The sequence below is a fragment of the Macrococcus sp. DPC7161 genome, from assembly GCF_004117835.1.
Lineage (GTDB): Bacteria > Bacillota > Bacilli > Staphylococcales > Staphylococcaceae > SDSC01.
In genome coordinates, this window is record NZ_SDSC01000005.1 from 62,868 (window position 1) to 79,562 (window position 16,695).

Annotated in this window: 19 protein-coding genes; 6 read left to right on the forward strand and 13 right to left on the reverse strand. The window is 33.2% G+C overall.

The genetic code is table 11. The features are described from left to right. Nucleotides 1–81 precede the first annotated feature (81 nt). The 8 genes from ER639_RS08360 to ER639_RS08395 form a co-directional block, all read right to left on the reverse strand. Nucleotides 82–789, reverse strand: a complete 708-nt coding sequence (locus ER639_RS08360; protein WP_129065334.1) for a M15 family metallopeptidase — start codon at nt 787–789, stop codon at nt 82–84. Between the two features lie 66 nt (nt 790–855). Next, nucleotides 856–1,164: a YerC/YecD family TrpR-related protein gene (locus tag ER639_RS08365; RefSeq protein ID WP_129065335.1), complete on the reverse strand. Its 309-nt coding sequence runs from the start codon at nt 1,162–1,164 to the stop codon at nt 856–858. Between the two features lie 267 nt (nt 1,165–1,431). Next, the gene (locus ER639_RS08370) at nt 1,432–1,629 is read right to left on the reverse strand and encodes a hypothetical protein (RefSeq protein WP_129065336.1); all 198 of its coding nucleotides are present in this window, start codon (nt 1,627–1,629) and stop codon (nt 1,432–1,434) included. 187 nt (nt 1,630–1,816) lie between these two features. Then, on the reverse strand, nt 1,817–3,112 hold the full coding sequence (purB, locus tag ER639_RS08375) for an adenylosuccinate lyase (protein WP_129065337.1): 1,296 nt from the start codon (nt 3,110–3,112) through the stop codon (nt 1,817–1,819). A 146-nt stretch (nt 3,113–3,258) separates the two neighbouring features. Continuing rightward, a complete protein-coding gene (locus ER639_RS08380) occupies nt 3,259–3,444 on the reverse strand; it encodes an NETI motif-containing protein (RefSeq protein WP_129065338.1) in 186 nt (61 codons plus the stop codon). Continuing rightward, nucleotides 3,425–3,988, reverse strand: coding sequence for a DUF2179 domain-containing protein (locus ER639_RS08385; protein ID WP_483306237.1), 564 nt, complete (start codon nt 3,986–3,988; stop codon nt 3,425–3,427). The genes ER639_RS08380 and ER639_RS08385 overlap by 20 nt, the downstream gene beginning before the upstream one ends. Before the next feature lie 43 nt (nt 3,989–4,031). Then, complete coding sequence (gene nadE / locus ER639_RS08390; protein ID WP_129065339.1) at nt 4,032–4,853, reverse strand: ammonia-dependent NAD(+) synthetase; 822 nt, start codon at nt 4,851–4,853, stop codon at nt 4,032–4,034. Further along, nucleotides 4,850–6,307: a nicotinate phosphoribosyltransferase gene (locus ER639_RS08395; RefSeq protein ID WP_129065340.1), complete on the reverse strand. Its 1,458-nt coding sequence runs from the start codon at nt 6,305–6,307 to the stop codon at nt 4,850–4,852. The genes nadE and ER639_RS08395 overlap by 4 nt, the downstream gene beginning before the upstream one ends. Before the next feature lie 119 nt (nt 6,308–6,426). Here ER639_RS08395 and ER639_RS08400 point away from each other — a divergent pair, with 119 nt between their 5' ends. The 3 genes from ER639_RS08400 (at nt 6,427) to ER639_RS08410 (ending at nt 9,414) form a co-directional block, all read left to right on the forward strand. Further along, the gene (locus ER639_RS08400) at nt 6,427–7,584 is read left to right on the forward strand and encodes an MFS transporter (RefSeq protein ID WP_129065341.1); all 1,158 of its coding nucleotides are present in this window, start codon (nt 6,427–6,429) and stop codon (nt 7,582–7,584) included. Nucleotides 7,585–7,666: 82 nt separating this feature from the next. Further along, entirely contained in the window at nt 7,667–8,353 is a 687-nt protein-coding gene (locus ER639_RS08405) for a HisA/HisF-related TIM barrel protein (RefSeq protein WP_129065342.1), read from the forward strand. Beyond that, nucleotides 8,353–9,414 carry a nitric oxide synthase oxygenase gene (locus tag ER639_RS08410; protein ID WP_129065343.1) on the forward strand — a complete coding sequence of 354 codons (1,062 nt, stop codon included), beginning with the start codon at nt 8,353–8,355 and terminating at the stop codon, nt 9,412–9,414. The genes ER639_RS08405 and ER639_RS08410 overlap by 1 nt, the downstream gene beginning before the upstream one ends. 81 nt (nt 9,415–9,495) lie before the next feature. Here ER639_RS08410 and ER639_RS08415 read toward each other — a convergent pair whose 3' ends face one another. Continuing rightward, a complete protein-coding gene (locus ER639_RS08415) occupies nt 9,496–10,638 on the reverse strand; it encodes a glycosyl hydrolase family 28-related protein (protein ID WP_129065344.1) in 1,143 nt (380 codons plus the stop codon). Between the two features lie 91 nt (nt 10,639–10,729). Here ER639_RS08415 and ER639_RS08420 point away from each other — a divergent pair, with 91 nt between their 5' ends. Together ER639_RS08420 and ER639_RS08425 are read left to right on the forward strand one after the other, a co-directional pair. Then, nucleotides 10,730–11,287: a cysteine hydrolase family protein gene (locus ER639_RS08420; protein WP_129065345.1), complete on the forward strand. Its 558-nt coding sequence runs from the start codon at nt 10,730–10,732 to the stop codon at nt 11,285–11,287. Between the two features lie 45 nt (nt 11,288–11,332). After that, entirely contained in the window at nt 11,333–12,253 is a 921-nt protein-coding gene (locus ER639_RS08425; protein WP_129065346.1) for a manganese-dependent inorganic pyrophosphatase, read from the forward strand. Nucleotides 12,254–12,383: 130 nt separating this feature from the next. On the opposite strand, the gene ER639_RS08430 is transcribed toward ER639_RS08425, so the two are convergent. From ER639_RS08430 to ER639_RS08440, 3 genes are read right to left on the reverse strand one after another with little or no spacing between them, the layout of a single operon-like run. Further along, a complete protein-coding gene (locus ER639_RS08430) occupies nt 12,384–12,695 on the reverse strand; it encodes a DMT family transporter (protein WP_129065347.1) in 312 nt (103 codons plus the stop codon). Nucleotides 12,696–12,698: 3 nt separating this feature from the next. Further along, on the reverse strand, nt 12,699–13,034 hold the full coding sequence (locus tag ER639_RS08435) for a DMT family transporter (protein WP_129065348.1): 336 nt from the start codon (nt 13,032–13,034) through the stop codon (nt 12,699–12,701). A gap of 2 nt (nt 13,035–13,036) precedes the next feature. Continuing rightward, nucleotides 13,037–14,008 carry a Gfo/Idh/MocA family protein gene (locus tag ER639_RS08440; RefSeq protein ID WP_129065349.1) on the reverse strand — a complete coding sequence of 324 codons (972 nt, stop codon included), beginning with the start codon at nt 14,006–14,008 and terminating at the stop codon, nt 13,037–13,039. A gap of 96 nt (nt 14,009–14,104) precedes the next feature. On the opposite strand from ER639_RS08440, the gene ER639_RS08445 reads away from it, so the two are divergent. After that, nucleotides 14,105–15,481, forward strand: coding sequence for an aldehyde dehydrogenase (locus ER639_RS08445; RefSeq protein WP_483306238.1), 1,377 nt, complete (start codon nt 14,105–14,107; stop codon nt 15,479–15,481). A 55-nt stretch (nt 15,482–15,536) separates the two neighbouring features. On the opposite strand, the gene ER639_RS08450 is transcribed toward ER639_RS08445, so the two are convergent. Then, nucleotides 15,537–16,559 carry a lactonase family protein gene (locus tag ER639_RS08450; protein WP_129065351.1) on the reverse strand — a complete coding sequence of 341 codons (1,023 nt, stop codon included), beginning with the start codon at nt 16,557–16,559 and terminating at the stop codon, nt 15,537–15,539. Nucleotides 16,560–16,695: the final 136 nt, after the last annotated feature.

Genomic DNA, 16,695 nt, shown 5'->3' on the forward strand with positions numbered 1-16,695 from the left:
TAGGTTTTAGTCGTAAAGTCAACTTATGTTCCGCCGTCTAGCTTGCAAAATAAAATGCTTGGAACTTTCGTCCCAAGCATTTTATTTCACAGTTTCTGTTAAGTCTTTCGGATACAATCCTAAATATTCTTCTAACGTCTTATTGCTCTTATATATTTCATTCGCAACCTTTTTCCCAACATAACGTACATGCCACGGTTCATATTGGTAACCTGTAATATGTGTTTTGCCTTCACCATATCGAATAATAAAACCAAATTCATGTGCATGGTGCTTTAACCACTCACCTTCAGGCGTTGTCCCAAAACTCACTCGAAAATCATTTGCACTAACTACAGAGCCGACATCATAAGCAAGTCCTGTTTGATGCTCAGAATGCCCTGGTTCTGCAGAATATGTATCCGCTGCAGCCTTTCCGTCTCTTGCTACATAATTTTGATATAGCATGGCTTGATTATCATAGCTTCTAAAGCTACTTCTTAAGACAAATTGTAACCCTGTACGATTGCCTGCTTGCATGAGCTGCTCTATTGCTTGATGTGCTACCGGATCTTCTCCTGGATTATAATCTTTTGGTAATCCAATTTGCTTATTTACAATTAGGATTCCATTAATATAAGTTCTACCATCAATCACTTTTTTCTCATATTGTGGTTTTACGATTTTTTTTACTACTTTTTCTTCAACTGTCTTTTTAACTTCATCAGTTTTTGAGGCAGTCTGCTCTTTTAAATTACTACACCCCACTATAAGAAGTAATGCAGACAATAATATGACATATTTTTTCATTTTTTCCCTCTTTTCCATACTGAATTATACGACAAAAAAAGTGCTGAATCAAATTGATTCAACACTTTATTCCCCTTTAGATTCCGATTGGTTCAAACGATCCATCACCATAGAATATGCGTCATTTCCCCACTGTAATGAGCGCTTTACACGTGAAATCGTTGCAGTAGAAGCACCAGATTCTTTTTCAATAGCAGCATAGGTATATCCTTGCTTAATCATTTTAGCCACTTGTAAACGTTGTGACAATGATTGCAATTCATTCACTGTGCATAAATCATCAAAAAATTGATAGCATTCTTCTCTATCTTTCAACGTTAAAATAGAATCGAATAAATCATCTAGTTGTTTGCCTCTTAATTTTTCAATTTGCATTTCCTCAACCCCTAATAAAATCTATACTACAAATTTTAACGCATTACATCACTAAAGTACAGTGAATCATTTTGTTCTTAATAATATTATAATAAAAATGCATTCAAATTAGAAACTTTTTTCAAAAAATAATAAAAAATTGTTCAAAAACTTTTGTTCTTTTAATAATTTGAAATAAATTAAAAATAATAAAAAAGATGAGACACAGTGTCTCACCTCGTTTACATATTATAAATGGCAGATTCTTAGCGCCATTTAATCTTTATATTATCCTTCTAATTCTTCAAAATACATCACATTTTGAATGACGATTAATGCATTAAAGTTATCTTTTAAATCTTTTTTTCGCGATGCATTTAATATAAATGGTTGATCGTTTTCAGAGATAGATTTCACCAATGATTGATGACTCATTCCTGTATATAATATATCACCATTACTTAAATGTACTGCTGTCGTTGCCAAAATAAACACTCCTTAATTATTAAGTATACTTACTTATTCACCTTCAAGCATACATTTAAACATTTTATTTTATGAGGACGTTACAATAGTGTTCTTTACCGCGGTTGCTGCTATTGTACCGCTGATAATACAAAAAATTGCCTGAGACTTTGTCCCAGGCAATTTATTACATATAAAGTTCCAATAATTATTCTAAACCAGCACGTTTGAATAATGTGTCGATTTGATTTAAGTGATGATTTTCATTGAAGCACTCATCTAATTCTTCTTTAGATAATAAGTTTGTAATCTTTTCATCTGCTTCAACTAACTCACGGAATGGTGTTTTTGTAGCCCATGATTCCATCGCTTTTGGTTGTACTGTATCGTAAGCTTCCTCACGTACCATACCTTTGTCGATTAATGTTAACATAACACGTTGTGAATAAATTAATCCAAATGTTTTTTCCATGTTGGCTTTCATATTTTCTTCATAAACTGTTAAGTTATCAATAATGTTTGTGAAACGATTTAACATGTAATCTAATGCGATTGTCACATCAGGTAACATGATACGTTCTGCTGATGAATGTGAAATATCACGTTCATGCCATAATGGTACGTTCTCATAAGCTGTTGTAATGTATCCACGAATCACACGTGCGATACCTGTAACGTTTTCTGAACCGATTGGATTACGTTTATGTGGCATTGCTGATGATCCTTTTTGACCTTTTGCAAATGCTTCTTCAACTTCACGTGTTTCAGTCTTTTGTAAACCACGAACTTCAACTGCAAATTTCTCGATAGATGTTGCAATTAAACCTAAAGTTGCAATGTAGTATGCATGGCGATCACGTTGTAATGTTTGTGTAGAAATTTCTGCACAACCAATGCCTAACTTTTCACATACATAAGCTTCAATTTCAGGAGGGATATTCGCGAATGTACCAACGGCACCACTCATTTTACCTACTTCGATTTCTTTACGTACTTCTTTGAAACGTTTTAAGTTACGTTTCATTTCCATATACCATAAAGCCATTTTTAAACCGAAAGTTGTTGGTTCAGCATGTACACCATGAGTACGTCCCATCATTAATGTTGTTTTGTGTTTTAATGCTTTTTGTTTTAATACTTCAATGAATCTTTCAAGATCCGCTTCAATAATGTCGTTTGCTTGTTTAATTACATAACTTAATGCAGTGTCCACTACGTCAGTACTTGTTAATCCGTAATGTACCCATTTCTTTTCTTCACCTAATGTTTCAGAAACTTGACGTGTGAATGCAACAACGTCATGACGTGTTTCTAATTCAATTTCTTTAGCACGTTCTACATCAACACGAGCATTTTGACGAATTAACTTTACATCTTCTTTAGGAATATAACCTAACTCTGCCCAAGCTTCACTCGCTAAAATTTCTACTTCTAACCAAGCTTCAAAACGATTTTGTTCTGTCCAAATACTAGACATTTCTTCTCTTGAATAACGTTCAATCATGAATAGATTCCTCCGATTTATAATTTACAAACCTATTATAACAAAAAAACACATACACGTACATTTAAAGTTATCCTTTTAATATCGTACGTGTATATGTCTATTTTTAACACTTATTTTCACATTAAACTTCGTTTTTTATATGATTAAAGTTCGATTTTCTTTCCAGTAAAAATAATTTGTTCCTTTAATACTTCAATAGAACCATCTTGCAATTCTTGAAATATTGGTTTTTGAAACCTTTTTACAGGCATATAGCCTTCTTTTTTCATACGTTCAAGACACTCTTGAATGCTTTCATTATCTTGTACTTCAAATTTCTTCTGTGTCATACGCTTTTAACCTCTTACTACGAACACCTTTCACCCAGAAGCCACCGTGTATATTTTTTGGCTCATAAGCAATAATAAATGCTTTAGGGTCTAATTGTTTCACAGTATCCATTAACTTTAGTTCGTATTTTCTTGGTGTTAAGATTTGCATAACTAAGCGATCTCCATCTCTGCCTTTTGCCGCATAATGTGTCACACCATAACCTAAATCTCTTAATGTACGTGGAATTTCTTTATCATACTCTGCAGTAGTCACATTAACAACGATGTAACCTAATGCAATCATTTCCTCTAATTTCATCCCTACGATGATTCCGACACCAAACCCAAATGCATATGCCAACACATTTTGAATTTGATCTAAACTGTTCATTACAAGGCCTAGGCCAACGATATAAATTAAAACTTCAATCACAGAAACACCTGCAGCAAAGTAGCGATATCCCTTTAAAGTTAAAATCATTCGCATAGTTAATGCCGTTACATAAATAATATTAATTAAAAATATGACCAGCACCATTATCCAAGGATTTTCTAACAACATCAACACTCCTTTATATACGAGCCATTCTAACAAAAGATAGCTGTTAAATCAATTCATCAAAGTTGAACCTTGAGATTGGTAAAAGTCGTTTATGCTGCGTTTTTAAATAATGTTGTTCTAACTTTTCCTTTGAAGCAGAATCAATTGATTTACCTTCTAAATAATCATCAATCTCATCATAAGTCACGCCTAATGCCACTTCATCTGGCAATTGTGGTTTATTTTCCTCTAAATCAGCTGTTGGTGTTTTTTCATATAAATGACTCGGTGCACCTAGTAACTTTAATATCGCTCTACCTTGACGTTTATTGAGACCAAAGATTGGTACGATATCCGCTCCCCCGTCACCATATTTTGTATAAAATCCAGTAATACTTTCAGCTGAATGATCTGTCCCAACGACTATCCCTTGATGATATGCAGCAATCGCATACTGTGCTTTCATACGTTCGCGTGCTTTCTCATTCCCTTTATGAAAGTCAGACAACGTCACACCTGCATCTGTTAATGTTTGAATGCTAGCATCAACAGCATTTTTAATATTAATCGTATATATTTTATCAGGTTGAATAAATTGCAGTGCATCTTGGCAATCTTGTTCATCCTTTTGAACACCGTATGGCAGCCTAACCGCAATAAATTGAATGTCTCTTCCTTCTTCTTTCAATTCATTTACAGCCATTTGACAAAGCTTACCCGTTAACGTTGAGTCTTGTCCTCCTGATATACCAAGTACTAAAGATTTTATAAATGGATAACGATGACAATAATCTTTTATAAATGTAATAATAGCAGTGAACTCAAGTTGAGCATCAAAGTTCGTTTTCACTTGCATTTCTTCGACTATTTTTTGTTGCAAGTTCATTTCATTTCACTCACTTTCATTTGCACTTGATAGATTTTTTCGTTTTTATTTTCCCAACATGCCAAGCTTAAATCGACAGGATATTCTTCAGGATTTAATATACGTGTTGTTTCTTCCCATAAATAATTTAAGTTCTCTTGTAAGTAAGCTCTTGATTCATCTAAAGTTGGTAATTCATAAACCAATTGACCTTCTTTAAATACATCAACATGTAGTGGTTTCGCTACGAAATCATTAATCCACTTTTGTTTGTAAGTATGAATAGGATGGAACATTTTTAATGGCTTTTCTAAGTTTGGATCTTCATGTTCTAAAGTGATGTAATCTCCTTCAGATTTGTTTGTTTGATTATTAATAATGCGATAAACATTTTTCTTACCAGGTGTCGTTACTTTCTCTGCATTATTTGATATTTTAATACGGTCTTCATATTCACCGTGTTCATTTTGAATGGCAACTAACTTATAAACCGCACCCAATGCTGGTTGGTCATAAGCTGTAATCAACTTAGTACCAATACCCCAAGCGTCGATTTTAGCACCTTGTAGTTTTAAGTTAATGATCGTTTCTTCATCTAAATCATTAGATGCAAAGATTTTGGCATCTTTAAATCCAGCTGCATCTAACATTTTACGTGCTTCTTTTGATAAATATGCCAAATCTCCAGAATCTAAACGGATACCGATAAAGTTAATTTGATCTCCTAATTCTTTTGCTACACGAATCGCATTTGGTACGCCACTCTTCAATGTATGGAATGTATCTACCAAGAAGACACAGTTTTTATGACGTTCTGCATACTTTTTAAATGCGATATATTCATCATCATAAGTTTGTACCATCGCATGCGCATGCGTACCTGATACAGGCATGCCAAATAATTTACCAGCTCGAACGTTACTTGTTGAATCAAACCCTGCAATATAAGCTGCACGTGTGCCCCAAATGGCTGCATCTAATTCTTGCGCACGTCTTGTACCAAATTCCATTACAATTTGATCTTTAACTTCTTGTTTAATACGACTTGCCTTCGTAGCAATTAATGTTTGGAAGTTTACAATATTTAAAATGGCTGTTTCTAAAATTTGTGCTTCAATCAAAGGTGCTTCGACACGAATAAGTGGCTCATTATTAAAACAAATTTCACCTTCTTGCATCATGCGAATATTCCCTGTAAATTTCATATCCTTTAAATAATTTAAATAATCTTCTTGATAGCCAAGTGATGCAAGATATTCAATATCCGTTTCACTAAACTTAAAGCCTTTAATGTAATCAACAATACGCTCTAGGCCAGCAAAGACTGCATAACCACTATCAAATGGCATCTTTCTAAAATAAACATCAAATACTGCTAATCTTTCATGGATGCCATCATGCCAATATGTTTCCCCCATATTGATTTGATACAAATCCGTGTGTAACATTAAACTATCATCATTATTTTTATACATTTATCTCACCTTTAGAAGTATTTATTAACAACATAGTACCATAACCTTTTAATTTATCGAATATCGAAGTATTTTTTTACAAAATTTTGATACAATAGAGTTAAATGCGAGGGAAAAAGATGAACAAAAAAAGATTTTTTATACTGACCATCATTGTTTCAATTTCAGGATTAACACAAGGGATGCTGTTACCATTAATCGCCATACTTTTAGAGAAAAAAGATGTGACAAGTTTTATTAATGGATTACATGCGACCAGTATATATATTGGGGTATTTTTAGCCTCTTTATTTTTAGAACAAATGCTTAGGAAACTCGGATATAAATATTTAATATTATTAGGTGGTTTATTTATTGTCATTCCACTTTTATTATTTCCAATGAATGACGATTTAATATTTTGGTTTCTTTTACGACTACTCGTCGGTGTGGGAGATAATATGCTTCACTTTTCAACACAATCTTGGCTCACAGAAAGTACACCTAAACACATGCTCGGGCGAACGATTTCTATATATGGTTTAAGTTTCTCATTAGGATTTATGTTGGGGCCAATCATTGCAATGACACAAAATATTAATGAAAATATACCTTTTTATTTATGTGCATTGCTCTCTATTGGCGCTATACTACTTGTATTGCTCTTATCACCTGAAAAACCTGAAGATCAAACGACACACCTCACTTTAAAACATACAATGATTAACTTTAAAGATGTTTTAAAGGTAAGTTGGTTAGCCTTTTTATTTCCAATGATGTACGGTGTATTAGAGGCTAGTTTAAACAGTAACTTACCTGTTTATGCTTTAAACACAGGGCTAACAACAACACAAATCGCAATACTATTGCCGATGTTTAGTTTAGGAGCCATATTATTTCAAGTACCGATAGGCACTTTAAGTGATGTCATTGGGCGCAGTCGTTTACTAACTATACTAACTGCATGTGGTGCGACAACATTTTTATTATGCCAACTCTTTAATCAATTTTATGTATTAATGGCATTTATTTTTATATCAGGTGCATGTGTTGGATCATTGTATTCTTTAGGCGTTACTTATATGACCGAACTCACACCGAAACGACTATTACCTGCAGGTAACATCATGTGCGGCATTATTTTTAGTATTGGTAGCATATTCGGTCCAATTGGTGGCGGCGTCACATTATCCATCTCAAATAATACACAGTTCTTTAGTTATATAGCATTCATCTTATGTTTAATCAGTTTAATCACCTTTTTTAAAGGCAGACAATTGCGTCGATTCAATCAGTAAGATGAATTTAATAAAAACAACTTTACACCGATAAATAGCAATGTAATCAATAAAAGAAAGAGAAAAATAGGAGTTGTATGTAATGATTAATATTTGGCCTTCCATAAACTTAGATCGTCTGTCTAAAACAACAGCATCTAGGTCTCCTGAAGACGCATTAGATTTATACCAATCATATCAAGCATTCAGTCATGTTCATATGATTGATATTCAAGGCATTGAGAGAGAAAAACCTCAAGCGACAGACAAGATTTTTCAATTGATTACTCGCTCTCAATTACCCGTTGTTGTAGGTGGTGGTATTCGCAGTATTGAGGCGATAGAACAATATTTAAAAAGTGGTGTTGATGCTATCGCTATTGGTAATAAAGGGTTAAGCGATTTATTATGGTTAAAACAAATTACGAATCGTTACCCAAATAAAATTTATTTGGTCTTAAATGCAAATGTAAATGAAATCCTTCAAAATGAATGGAAACAAAAAAGTCGCTTAACTGTTAGTGATATTATTCATAAAGTAAAAGATTTTAAATTAAAAGGCATTATTTACAAAGACTTATCAAAAGACGGTAAATTACTTGGACCGAATATTGAAATGAATAAAGAAATTGTTGGTTTAACTAATTTACCAATTATCGCTGCAGGCGGTATACGCAATATTGAAGATATTAAATTATTAGAAGCTGTAGGCGTCAAAGCATGTATCGTGGACCGCGCTTGTGAAACGGCTAGTTTCTTTGAAGCCTTACCGAAAAAAGAGGTGAACTAATGTTTAAGGACGCTCAATCGTTCATTACACAAATGTATCAAGATTTAAATAAAGACCATGCTACGTTAAATGGACGACTTGAAGTCATTCAACAAGAAATTGAGTCAACCGGTACGTATTACCATACACAAGAAGAGTTAATTTATGGCGCACGTGTAGCTTGGCGTAATAGTAATCGATGTATTGGCAGATTGTTTTGGGACAAGCTTGAAGTGAAAGATTTAAGGCATTTAGATGATGCTTCAGACATTATTAATGCATTAGAAGATCATATTAAATATGCAACAAACGATGGGAGAATTATACCTACCATTAGCATATTCAAGCCCAATACAACCTTCATCTTACATAACGATCAACTGATTCGTTACAGCAACGATCCTATTGTTCGTCCGATATTACAACAAATTGAAGACATTCAATCATCAAAAGTACAATCGAAATTTTTACCCTGGCTATATACGTATAACGGTGAAACCAAAGTACATCCTATCGATGAATCCATCATCCTTGATGTCCCTTTAACGCATCCACAATTTCCGAAGTTTGATGCTTTAAATTTAACTTGGTATGCCATTCCTATCATCAGTAGCATGGACTTAAACATTGGTGGCGTTATATACACGCTTGTACCATTTAATGGTTGGTATATGGTGTCTGAAATTGCCAGTCGTAATTTATTAGATACGTATCGCTATGACTTATTAAACACTGTTGCGAATGCATTTGATTTGGATACGAGTAAAACAAGTACATATTGGCGAGATAAAGCGTTGGTTGAATTAAATTATGCAGTACATCAATCCTATAAATCTAATAATGTTTCTATCGTCGATCACTACACAGCGAGTAAGCAATTTGAGAAATTTGAACAAAACGAAAACCAATGCGGACGTCAAGTTACTGGAGATTGGACTTGGCTGATTCCACCTATTTCACCATCGCTCGTACATAACTGGCATAAAGGATATGACAATACATACCATAATCCGAACTTTTATTATAAAAAGAAACCAACCAAACAAGAGGACAATCATTCAAATAAATGCCCTTACCATTAAAAATGCGCTCGAGACATTATTAAATGTCTGAGCGCAATTTTTTATTTCTTTTTATTTTATTTCTTTATTTATCTATATCTATTAATTTTCAGACACAGATTCTTCTTCCGTTAACAATGCATCATAAAATGCATTTACACGTTCTTTTTTGACTTTCTTTAGATGTTTATTTTTTACACATACGACATTTTCCGCTTCACCTATTTTTATCGTACATGACTCATCTTCACTAAAGACATTATCCACAATAAAGATATCTTTATTTTTAACCTCATCAAAACTTTGAAATAAGATTGCATATTTTGAATTGATAGAATGAAAATGGTTATTTCTAATTAAAGTTAATTCACCCGCTTCTGTGCCATGTTCTTTACCGAATAAATCAAAGGTATATTTCCCTTTTTTCACAGCCAAGTAGCGTATTCCACCTTCACAATCATTAAACGTATTATCATGAACATGAAGTACTTTCGACTTTAGGAAAGTTAATGCATAGTCACCCATTTTATCGAATGTATTATGTCTGATAGTAATATTTTCATAAAAATTTTCATGCATTGATGCATGTGATCCAATCGCTCTATTCCATGGTTTCATCATCGGCTCGTTAGAATTCCCAAAATAGCAATGCTCAATAATCACATTTTTGGTAATCGTTCCGTCATACGAACCGAACTTTGGAAATGAATCTTTAAGCTGTAAATCTAATTGAATGGCTTCAGAAAAGTATCGTGTCCCACCATCATCACGGAATCCTAAAAACTTACAATGACTCACTTTAAAACCATCTATGCCACAAGCATCAATTGCATGTCCTGAGACGACATTTTTAAATGTAACGTTCTTAATTTCAATTTCTCTCGCATGTCCTAATGACATAATCGTATTGTTATAATTCAGTACATGTCCGAATTGGTCAAATGTACCACCTTCTATTTTAATATGGCCATGTCCATCGTAACCTTTATATTGACCATTTTTAACACCGTTCTTAAGCATTGCAAATGGACTCATGCGTCTTAATACTGCATTTTCATGTAAATGCAAATATGTATGGCTGTAAATGACCAATTCTTTAGCGATATAGTATGTCCCTTCTGGGATATATACTTCAACAGGCCCTTTCTTTGCTTCGTTTAATGCACGTTGAATACCAATCGTATCAAATAACATATTTCTAGTCGTTGCACCATAATCTTTAACGTTGATTCTTCTTTGTTCCATTATTTCACCAAATTCCTCATAAATATCGATATATTGTCTAATAGTATATTATACTAAATATAACAAAATAAACATGAGAGAGGTTTTGAAAATGACTCAAGCATTTATTTTAGTAGACTATTCTTATGATTTCGTAGCAACGGATGGTAAATTAACTTGTGGTGCGCCTGCACAAGCAATTGAATCTGCTATTTATGAAAAATGGCAAACATATTCATCAAAAAAGTTACCGATTTTTGTCATGATGGATTTACATCACGAAAATGATGCTTTTCATCCAGAAACGAAGCTTTTTCCACCACATAACATTGAAGGCACAGATGGCAGAAAGTTATACGGAAAGATTCATGATTTATATTCTGTAGAACAAAATGAGCCACATATATTTTGGCTAGATAAACGTCGTTATTCTAGTTTTTGTGGTACACCACTTCATCAATTACTTCAAGAACGTGGTATTACAGAAATAGAAGTTGCGGGCGTATGTACAGATATTTGTGTGTTGCATACTGTTATTGACGCATTCAATTTAGGTTACAAAGTCACAGTTGATGAAAATTGTGTTGCGAGTTTTGATCAAACTGGTCATGAATATGCTTTAAAACATTTTAAAAATGTATTAGGCATGGCTGTAGATACACATTCTTAATCATGATAAAATAAAGTTTATAATACACATTAAAGGAGATTACTCATGACAATTTTAACTTTTGGACACAAAAATCCTGATACAGACACAATTACATCTGCATTAGTAATGGCAGATTTACAAAAAGCTTTAGGCAAAGATATCGAAGCAGTTCGTTTAGGCGAATTAAACGGTGAAACAGCTTATGCATTAGATTATTTCAAAGTAGATGCACCACGTTTATTAACAGATGCTTTAAACGGCGAAGAAGTTATTTTAGTAGACCACAACGAATTCCAACAATCAGCAGACGGTATTGAATCTGCAACAATTTCTATGGTTGTGGACCACCACCGTATTGCAAACTTTGAAACTGCTGGACCATTATTCTACCGTGCTGAGCCTGTAGGTTGTACAGCAACTATTTTAAATAAAATGTATAAAGAAAATGGTATTGAAATCAAACCTGAAATTGCTGGTTTAATGGTTTCTGCAATTATTTCTGACTCATTATTATTCAAGTCACCTACATGTACTGAAGAAGATGTTAAGGCAGCGAAAGAATTAGCTGCAATTGCAAACGTTGATGTTGAAGCATACGGTTTAGAAATGTTAAAAGCTGGTGCGAAAACAAGTGATAAATCTGCAGAAGAATTATTAAATATCGATGCAAAAAGTTTCGCAATGGGTGAAAAACAAGTACGTGTTGCACAAGTAAACACTGTCGATATTGATGAAGTATTAAACCGTCAAGAAGAATTAACAAATGCAATCAATGCAGAAACTGCAAAAGAAGGCTATGATTTATTCGTATTAGTTGTAACGGATATTTTAAATTCTGATTCTAAAGTATTGGCTTTAGGTCAAGAACAAGCGGCTGTTGAAAAAGCATTTAACGTCTCTTTAGAAAATGACACAGCTTTATTAAAAGGTGTTGTTTCTCGTAAAAAACAAGTTGTACCTCAATTAACTGAAGTATTAGCTTAATATGAATTAATAACAATATAAAAACCGCGTTCAACGAACGCGGTTTTTATATTGAAAGAATGAAAAAATGGTATAGCTTTATTATAAATTAAATTTTCTGAATAATCAATCATTAATTTGATATTTTATACTATACAACTTTTAAGCCGATAATTGAAACAATTATACAAACGATTAAAATGAGCTTCAGCAAATTTACTTCTTCTTTATACACAAGCATTCCTACAATAACACTCCCCATCGCACCAATGCCTGTCCACACACCGTATGCAGTTCCGAGTGGAATGGTTTTTAAAGCAATACTCAATAAAAATAAACTACATAAACTTAATATAAACCAAATGACAGTCCATTTTTTAACTTTAAATGAATCGGTTTTTTTGAGTGCCATCACCATAATGACTTCCATCAGTCCCGCACTGATTAATATCATCCAATTCATAAATTACTCCTTTGCAATAACTTTTAAACCAATGATTGATCCTATTAATAACACAACAAAAAACAACTTTAATAAGTGCATTGGTTCATTCAAAAATGCAACACCATAAATTACCGTCCCTACAGCACCAATCCCTGTGTAAATGGCATACGCTGTACCAATTTCAAGTCTTGTTAATGCATAACCAAAACAATAAAAAGAAATCACCATAATGCATAGCGTAATCAGCGTCCATTTTAAATTGGTAAAACCATGCGCATATTTCAAACCAACTGCCCACGCCACTTCCAACAAGCCACCTAAGACTAGTAATAACCATGCTTTATTTACTTTCGTCATTACTAAAACCTTAATGCTTGCATTGTTTTTAAAGTATCAATCATCTGCATCATTTGTATTGAAGTTTCATGTTTAAACGCTACTTTTGAAGCTACTTTATCATTTGCTTTAACCGTATTAATAAAATGGTCTAATTCATAAGACATTGGTGGATTTGGGCTTTCAAATGTTTCAACCACTTCATTTTGACGGTTTAATAATTGCACGACATTCGGTGCAGAAATTTTATCAATTATTATAATGCCACGTTCACCAATAATTTCAGAAGGCAAGTGCGAATCCACAATCTTAGAGTAATTTAAATTCGCCACTTTATCTTCATACTGACATAAAATGCTACCATGCGCATCTGCTCCAGAAGAAAGTTTTAAGTGACTAACTTGTATACTTTCTGGTGTACCAAACAAATCGATTAACGGACTTATTGTGTACACACCAATATCCATCATTGCTCCATTACCTAACTCAGGTTTAAAAGCATTTTCAATGATACCCTCTTTGTATTTGTCGTATCTTGATGAATATTGATGGTAATGAAAGTTGATATGTCTTACAGGTCCAATTGTTTCCAACCAAAATTTCACCTTTTCAAAAGAAGGCGCATATAAATTTTTCATTGCCTCCAAAAATAAACCATCAGAGTCTTGTTCAGCATTCAAAATGGCTTTTAAATTTTCACTGTTGATAGTCACTGGCTTTTCACATAAAACGTGCTTATTATGTTGTAATGCCTTAATTGCTTGTTCGTGATGAATGTAATTAGGCGTCGCAATATAAACTGCTTCTAATTCAGGATCATTTAAAAATGCTTCTAAATCATCCGTACAGTATTTTAATGCATGTTTGTCTCCAAATGCTTTCGCTTTGTCCATCGTTCTTGAATAAACGCTATAAGGTTCAAAGTCTTCAATTGATGCACCAGATGCAATCAATCTGTCTGTAATCCAATTCGTACCGATAAATCCAAATTTCATAAGTCACCTCATCTATATAGTTCCATTTATTTTATCATTTTATCGTTTTATTATAAAATTAAGTAAATCTTTAAGAAAACTTTTTATAGAGGTGTCATTATGAACATTCATGAAATTGTAGCCAATCAAAAGTCTTACTTTAAAACACATGAAACAAAACAAGTAAAATTCAGAAGAAAAAAATTAAAAGCTTTAAAAAAAGCGATTCAACAACATGAAACAGATATCATAGATGCGCTTAATTCAGATTTAGGTAAAAGTAAAGTCGAAGCCTATGCGACTGAAATTGGGATTGTTTTAAAATCATTATCATTATTCATTAAAGAATTAAAAGGATGGGCAAGAAAAGAATCGATTCATACACCTATGCTACAGTTTCCAGGAAAGAGTTATTTATACCGTGAACCTTATGGTACTGTGCTGATCATTGGTCCATACAACTATCCATTCCAATTAGTGATGGAACCTTTAATTGGTGCCATTGCAGCAGGTAATACAGCTATTGTGAAACCATCAGAACTCACACCACAAACGAGTATGGTCATCGAACAAATTATTGAAAGTGTATTTGATACTGAGTATGTACAAGTAATTCAAGGCGAACAAGAAACAACAGAAGCATTATTAAATGAAAGATTCGACTTCATTTTCTTTACAGGAAGTACACGAGTTGGTCAAATCGTCTATGAGAAAGCAAGTAAGCATCTTACACCTGTAGCTTTAGAATTAGGCGGTAAAAGTCCTACAATTATTGATAAAACAGCCAATCTAAAAGTTGCAGCTGAACGTATTGCATTCGGTAAATTTATGAACGCGGGTCAAACATGTGTAGCACCAGATTATGTGCTTATCGATGAAAGTATTAAAGATAAATTTATATCTGCGATGCAATCGACCATTACTGACTTTTACGGTAAAACACCTGAAACAAGCCCAGACTTTGGACGTATTGTGAATGATAAACATTTTAATCGCTTAATTTCATTATTAAATGATGCAGAAAATAACATTGTCATTGGTGGACAACATGATGCAAATGAACTGTATATCGCACCAACATTATTAAGTGATGTAAAAAGTACTCAACAAATCATGCAAGAAGAAATATTCGGACCTTTATTACCAATCATTAGTTATCAAGATAAAACAGAAATATTTGATTTCATCAATCAATATGAAAAACCACTCGCATTATATGTATTCTCTGAAGACCGTGACTTCACAGATCAAATCATGCGTGAAGTTTCATTTGGCGGTGGATGTGTAAATGACACAATTATGCATTTAACAAACCCGAACTTACCATTCGGAGGCGTCGGTCACTCTGGTATTGGTAGCTATCATGGTAAACATTCATATTTATTATTTAGCCATGAAAAAAGCATCATGACAAAAAGTACAAAATTAGAATCTGGTGTGATGTTCCCACCTTATAAAGGGAAATTCAGATACGTTAAACAAATCTTTAAATAAAACTAATGCGAGGCATCTGTAATAGATGCCTCGCTTTGATTTGTTAATAATCTGTTTAATTAAAAATCACACAAACGCCTTCTGGTACTTTTTGTGTATTATCTACCATTGTTAATAATCCTGTTTCAATATCGCGTTCAAAGAGTACTAAATGACCACTTCTTTCATGTGCACATACTAAGAAACGATCTGATGGATCAATATTGAAATCTCTTGGCCAATCGCCGCCACTTTCAACGCATCCAACGTTCTTTAACGCTTCTCCATTCCCTAACACTTCATATACTGTAATCGATTGATGTCCTCTATTAGAAACATAAACGAAGCGTTGATCATGACTCATGCGTACTGCAGCACCTTGTGAATGACCATCAAAAGCTTCAGGTAATGCTTGATATGTTTCTAATACTTTAAATTGACCTTGATTGTATTCAAGTACCGTCACTTTATTAGAAAGTTCAGTAAATAAATAAGCGTATTTGCCATTTTCATGGAAGACTAGATGTCTTGGGCCACTTCCGGGTGCCACTTTTAATGTATGGACTTGTTCAAAACCATCTTCTCCAAATGAAAATGTAATGACCTCATCTGTTCCTAAATCAACAGCTACTGCATATTTATGGTCTGGTGTTTCTTGAATAAAATGCGTATGAGCATTGTCTTGTCTTTCTGTATTAGGGCCATTCCCTTTTTGTTGGTGTGTATCGATAAAGCGTTCAATATTTAAATCTTTGTCTAGACCGTACAATCTAACGACACCATCTCCATATACCGCTTCTAATAAATACTTACCATCATGTGAGATTGAAATATGACATCCTGTTGATTGATGTGGTAATACATCATTTGTCGCTTTCAGTGTTTCATCACTTTCTATTTGATAACTTTGAATACCACATTGATTATCTGATTTTTTAATACCATATAAATGATCTTTATACTTTGCAATATATGTTGAAGCTTGTACTTCATAGCCAGTTTCTACACTATGAATCACCTTTTTATCTTCATCAATAGAGAACTTGTAAATACCTTTACCATTTTCTTTTGTATATGAACCAATATATCCTGTTATCATATTATTCCCTCCAAACATTGTACTTTCATTTTAGCAAACTGTTTTCATACTATAAAATATTAACCCCTTACATATGATTTAACAATCTACTTCCATTAATTTGTATGTCTAAAAAAACACATAATGTCAGTTATTG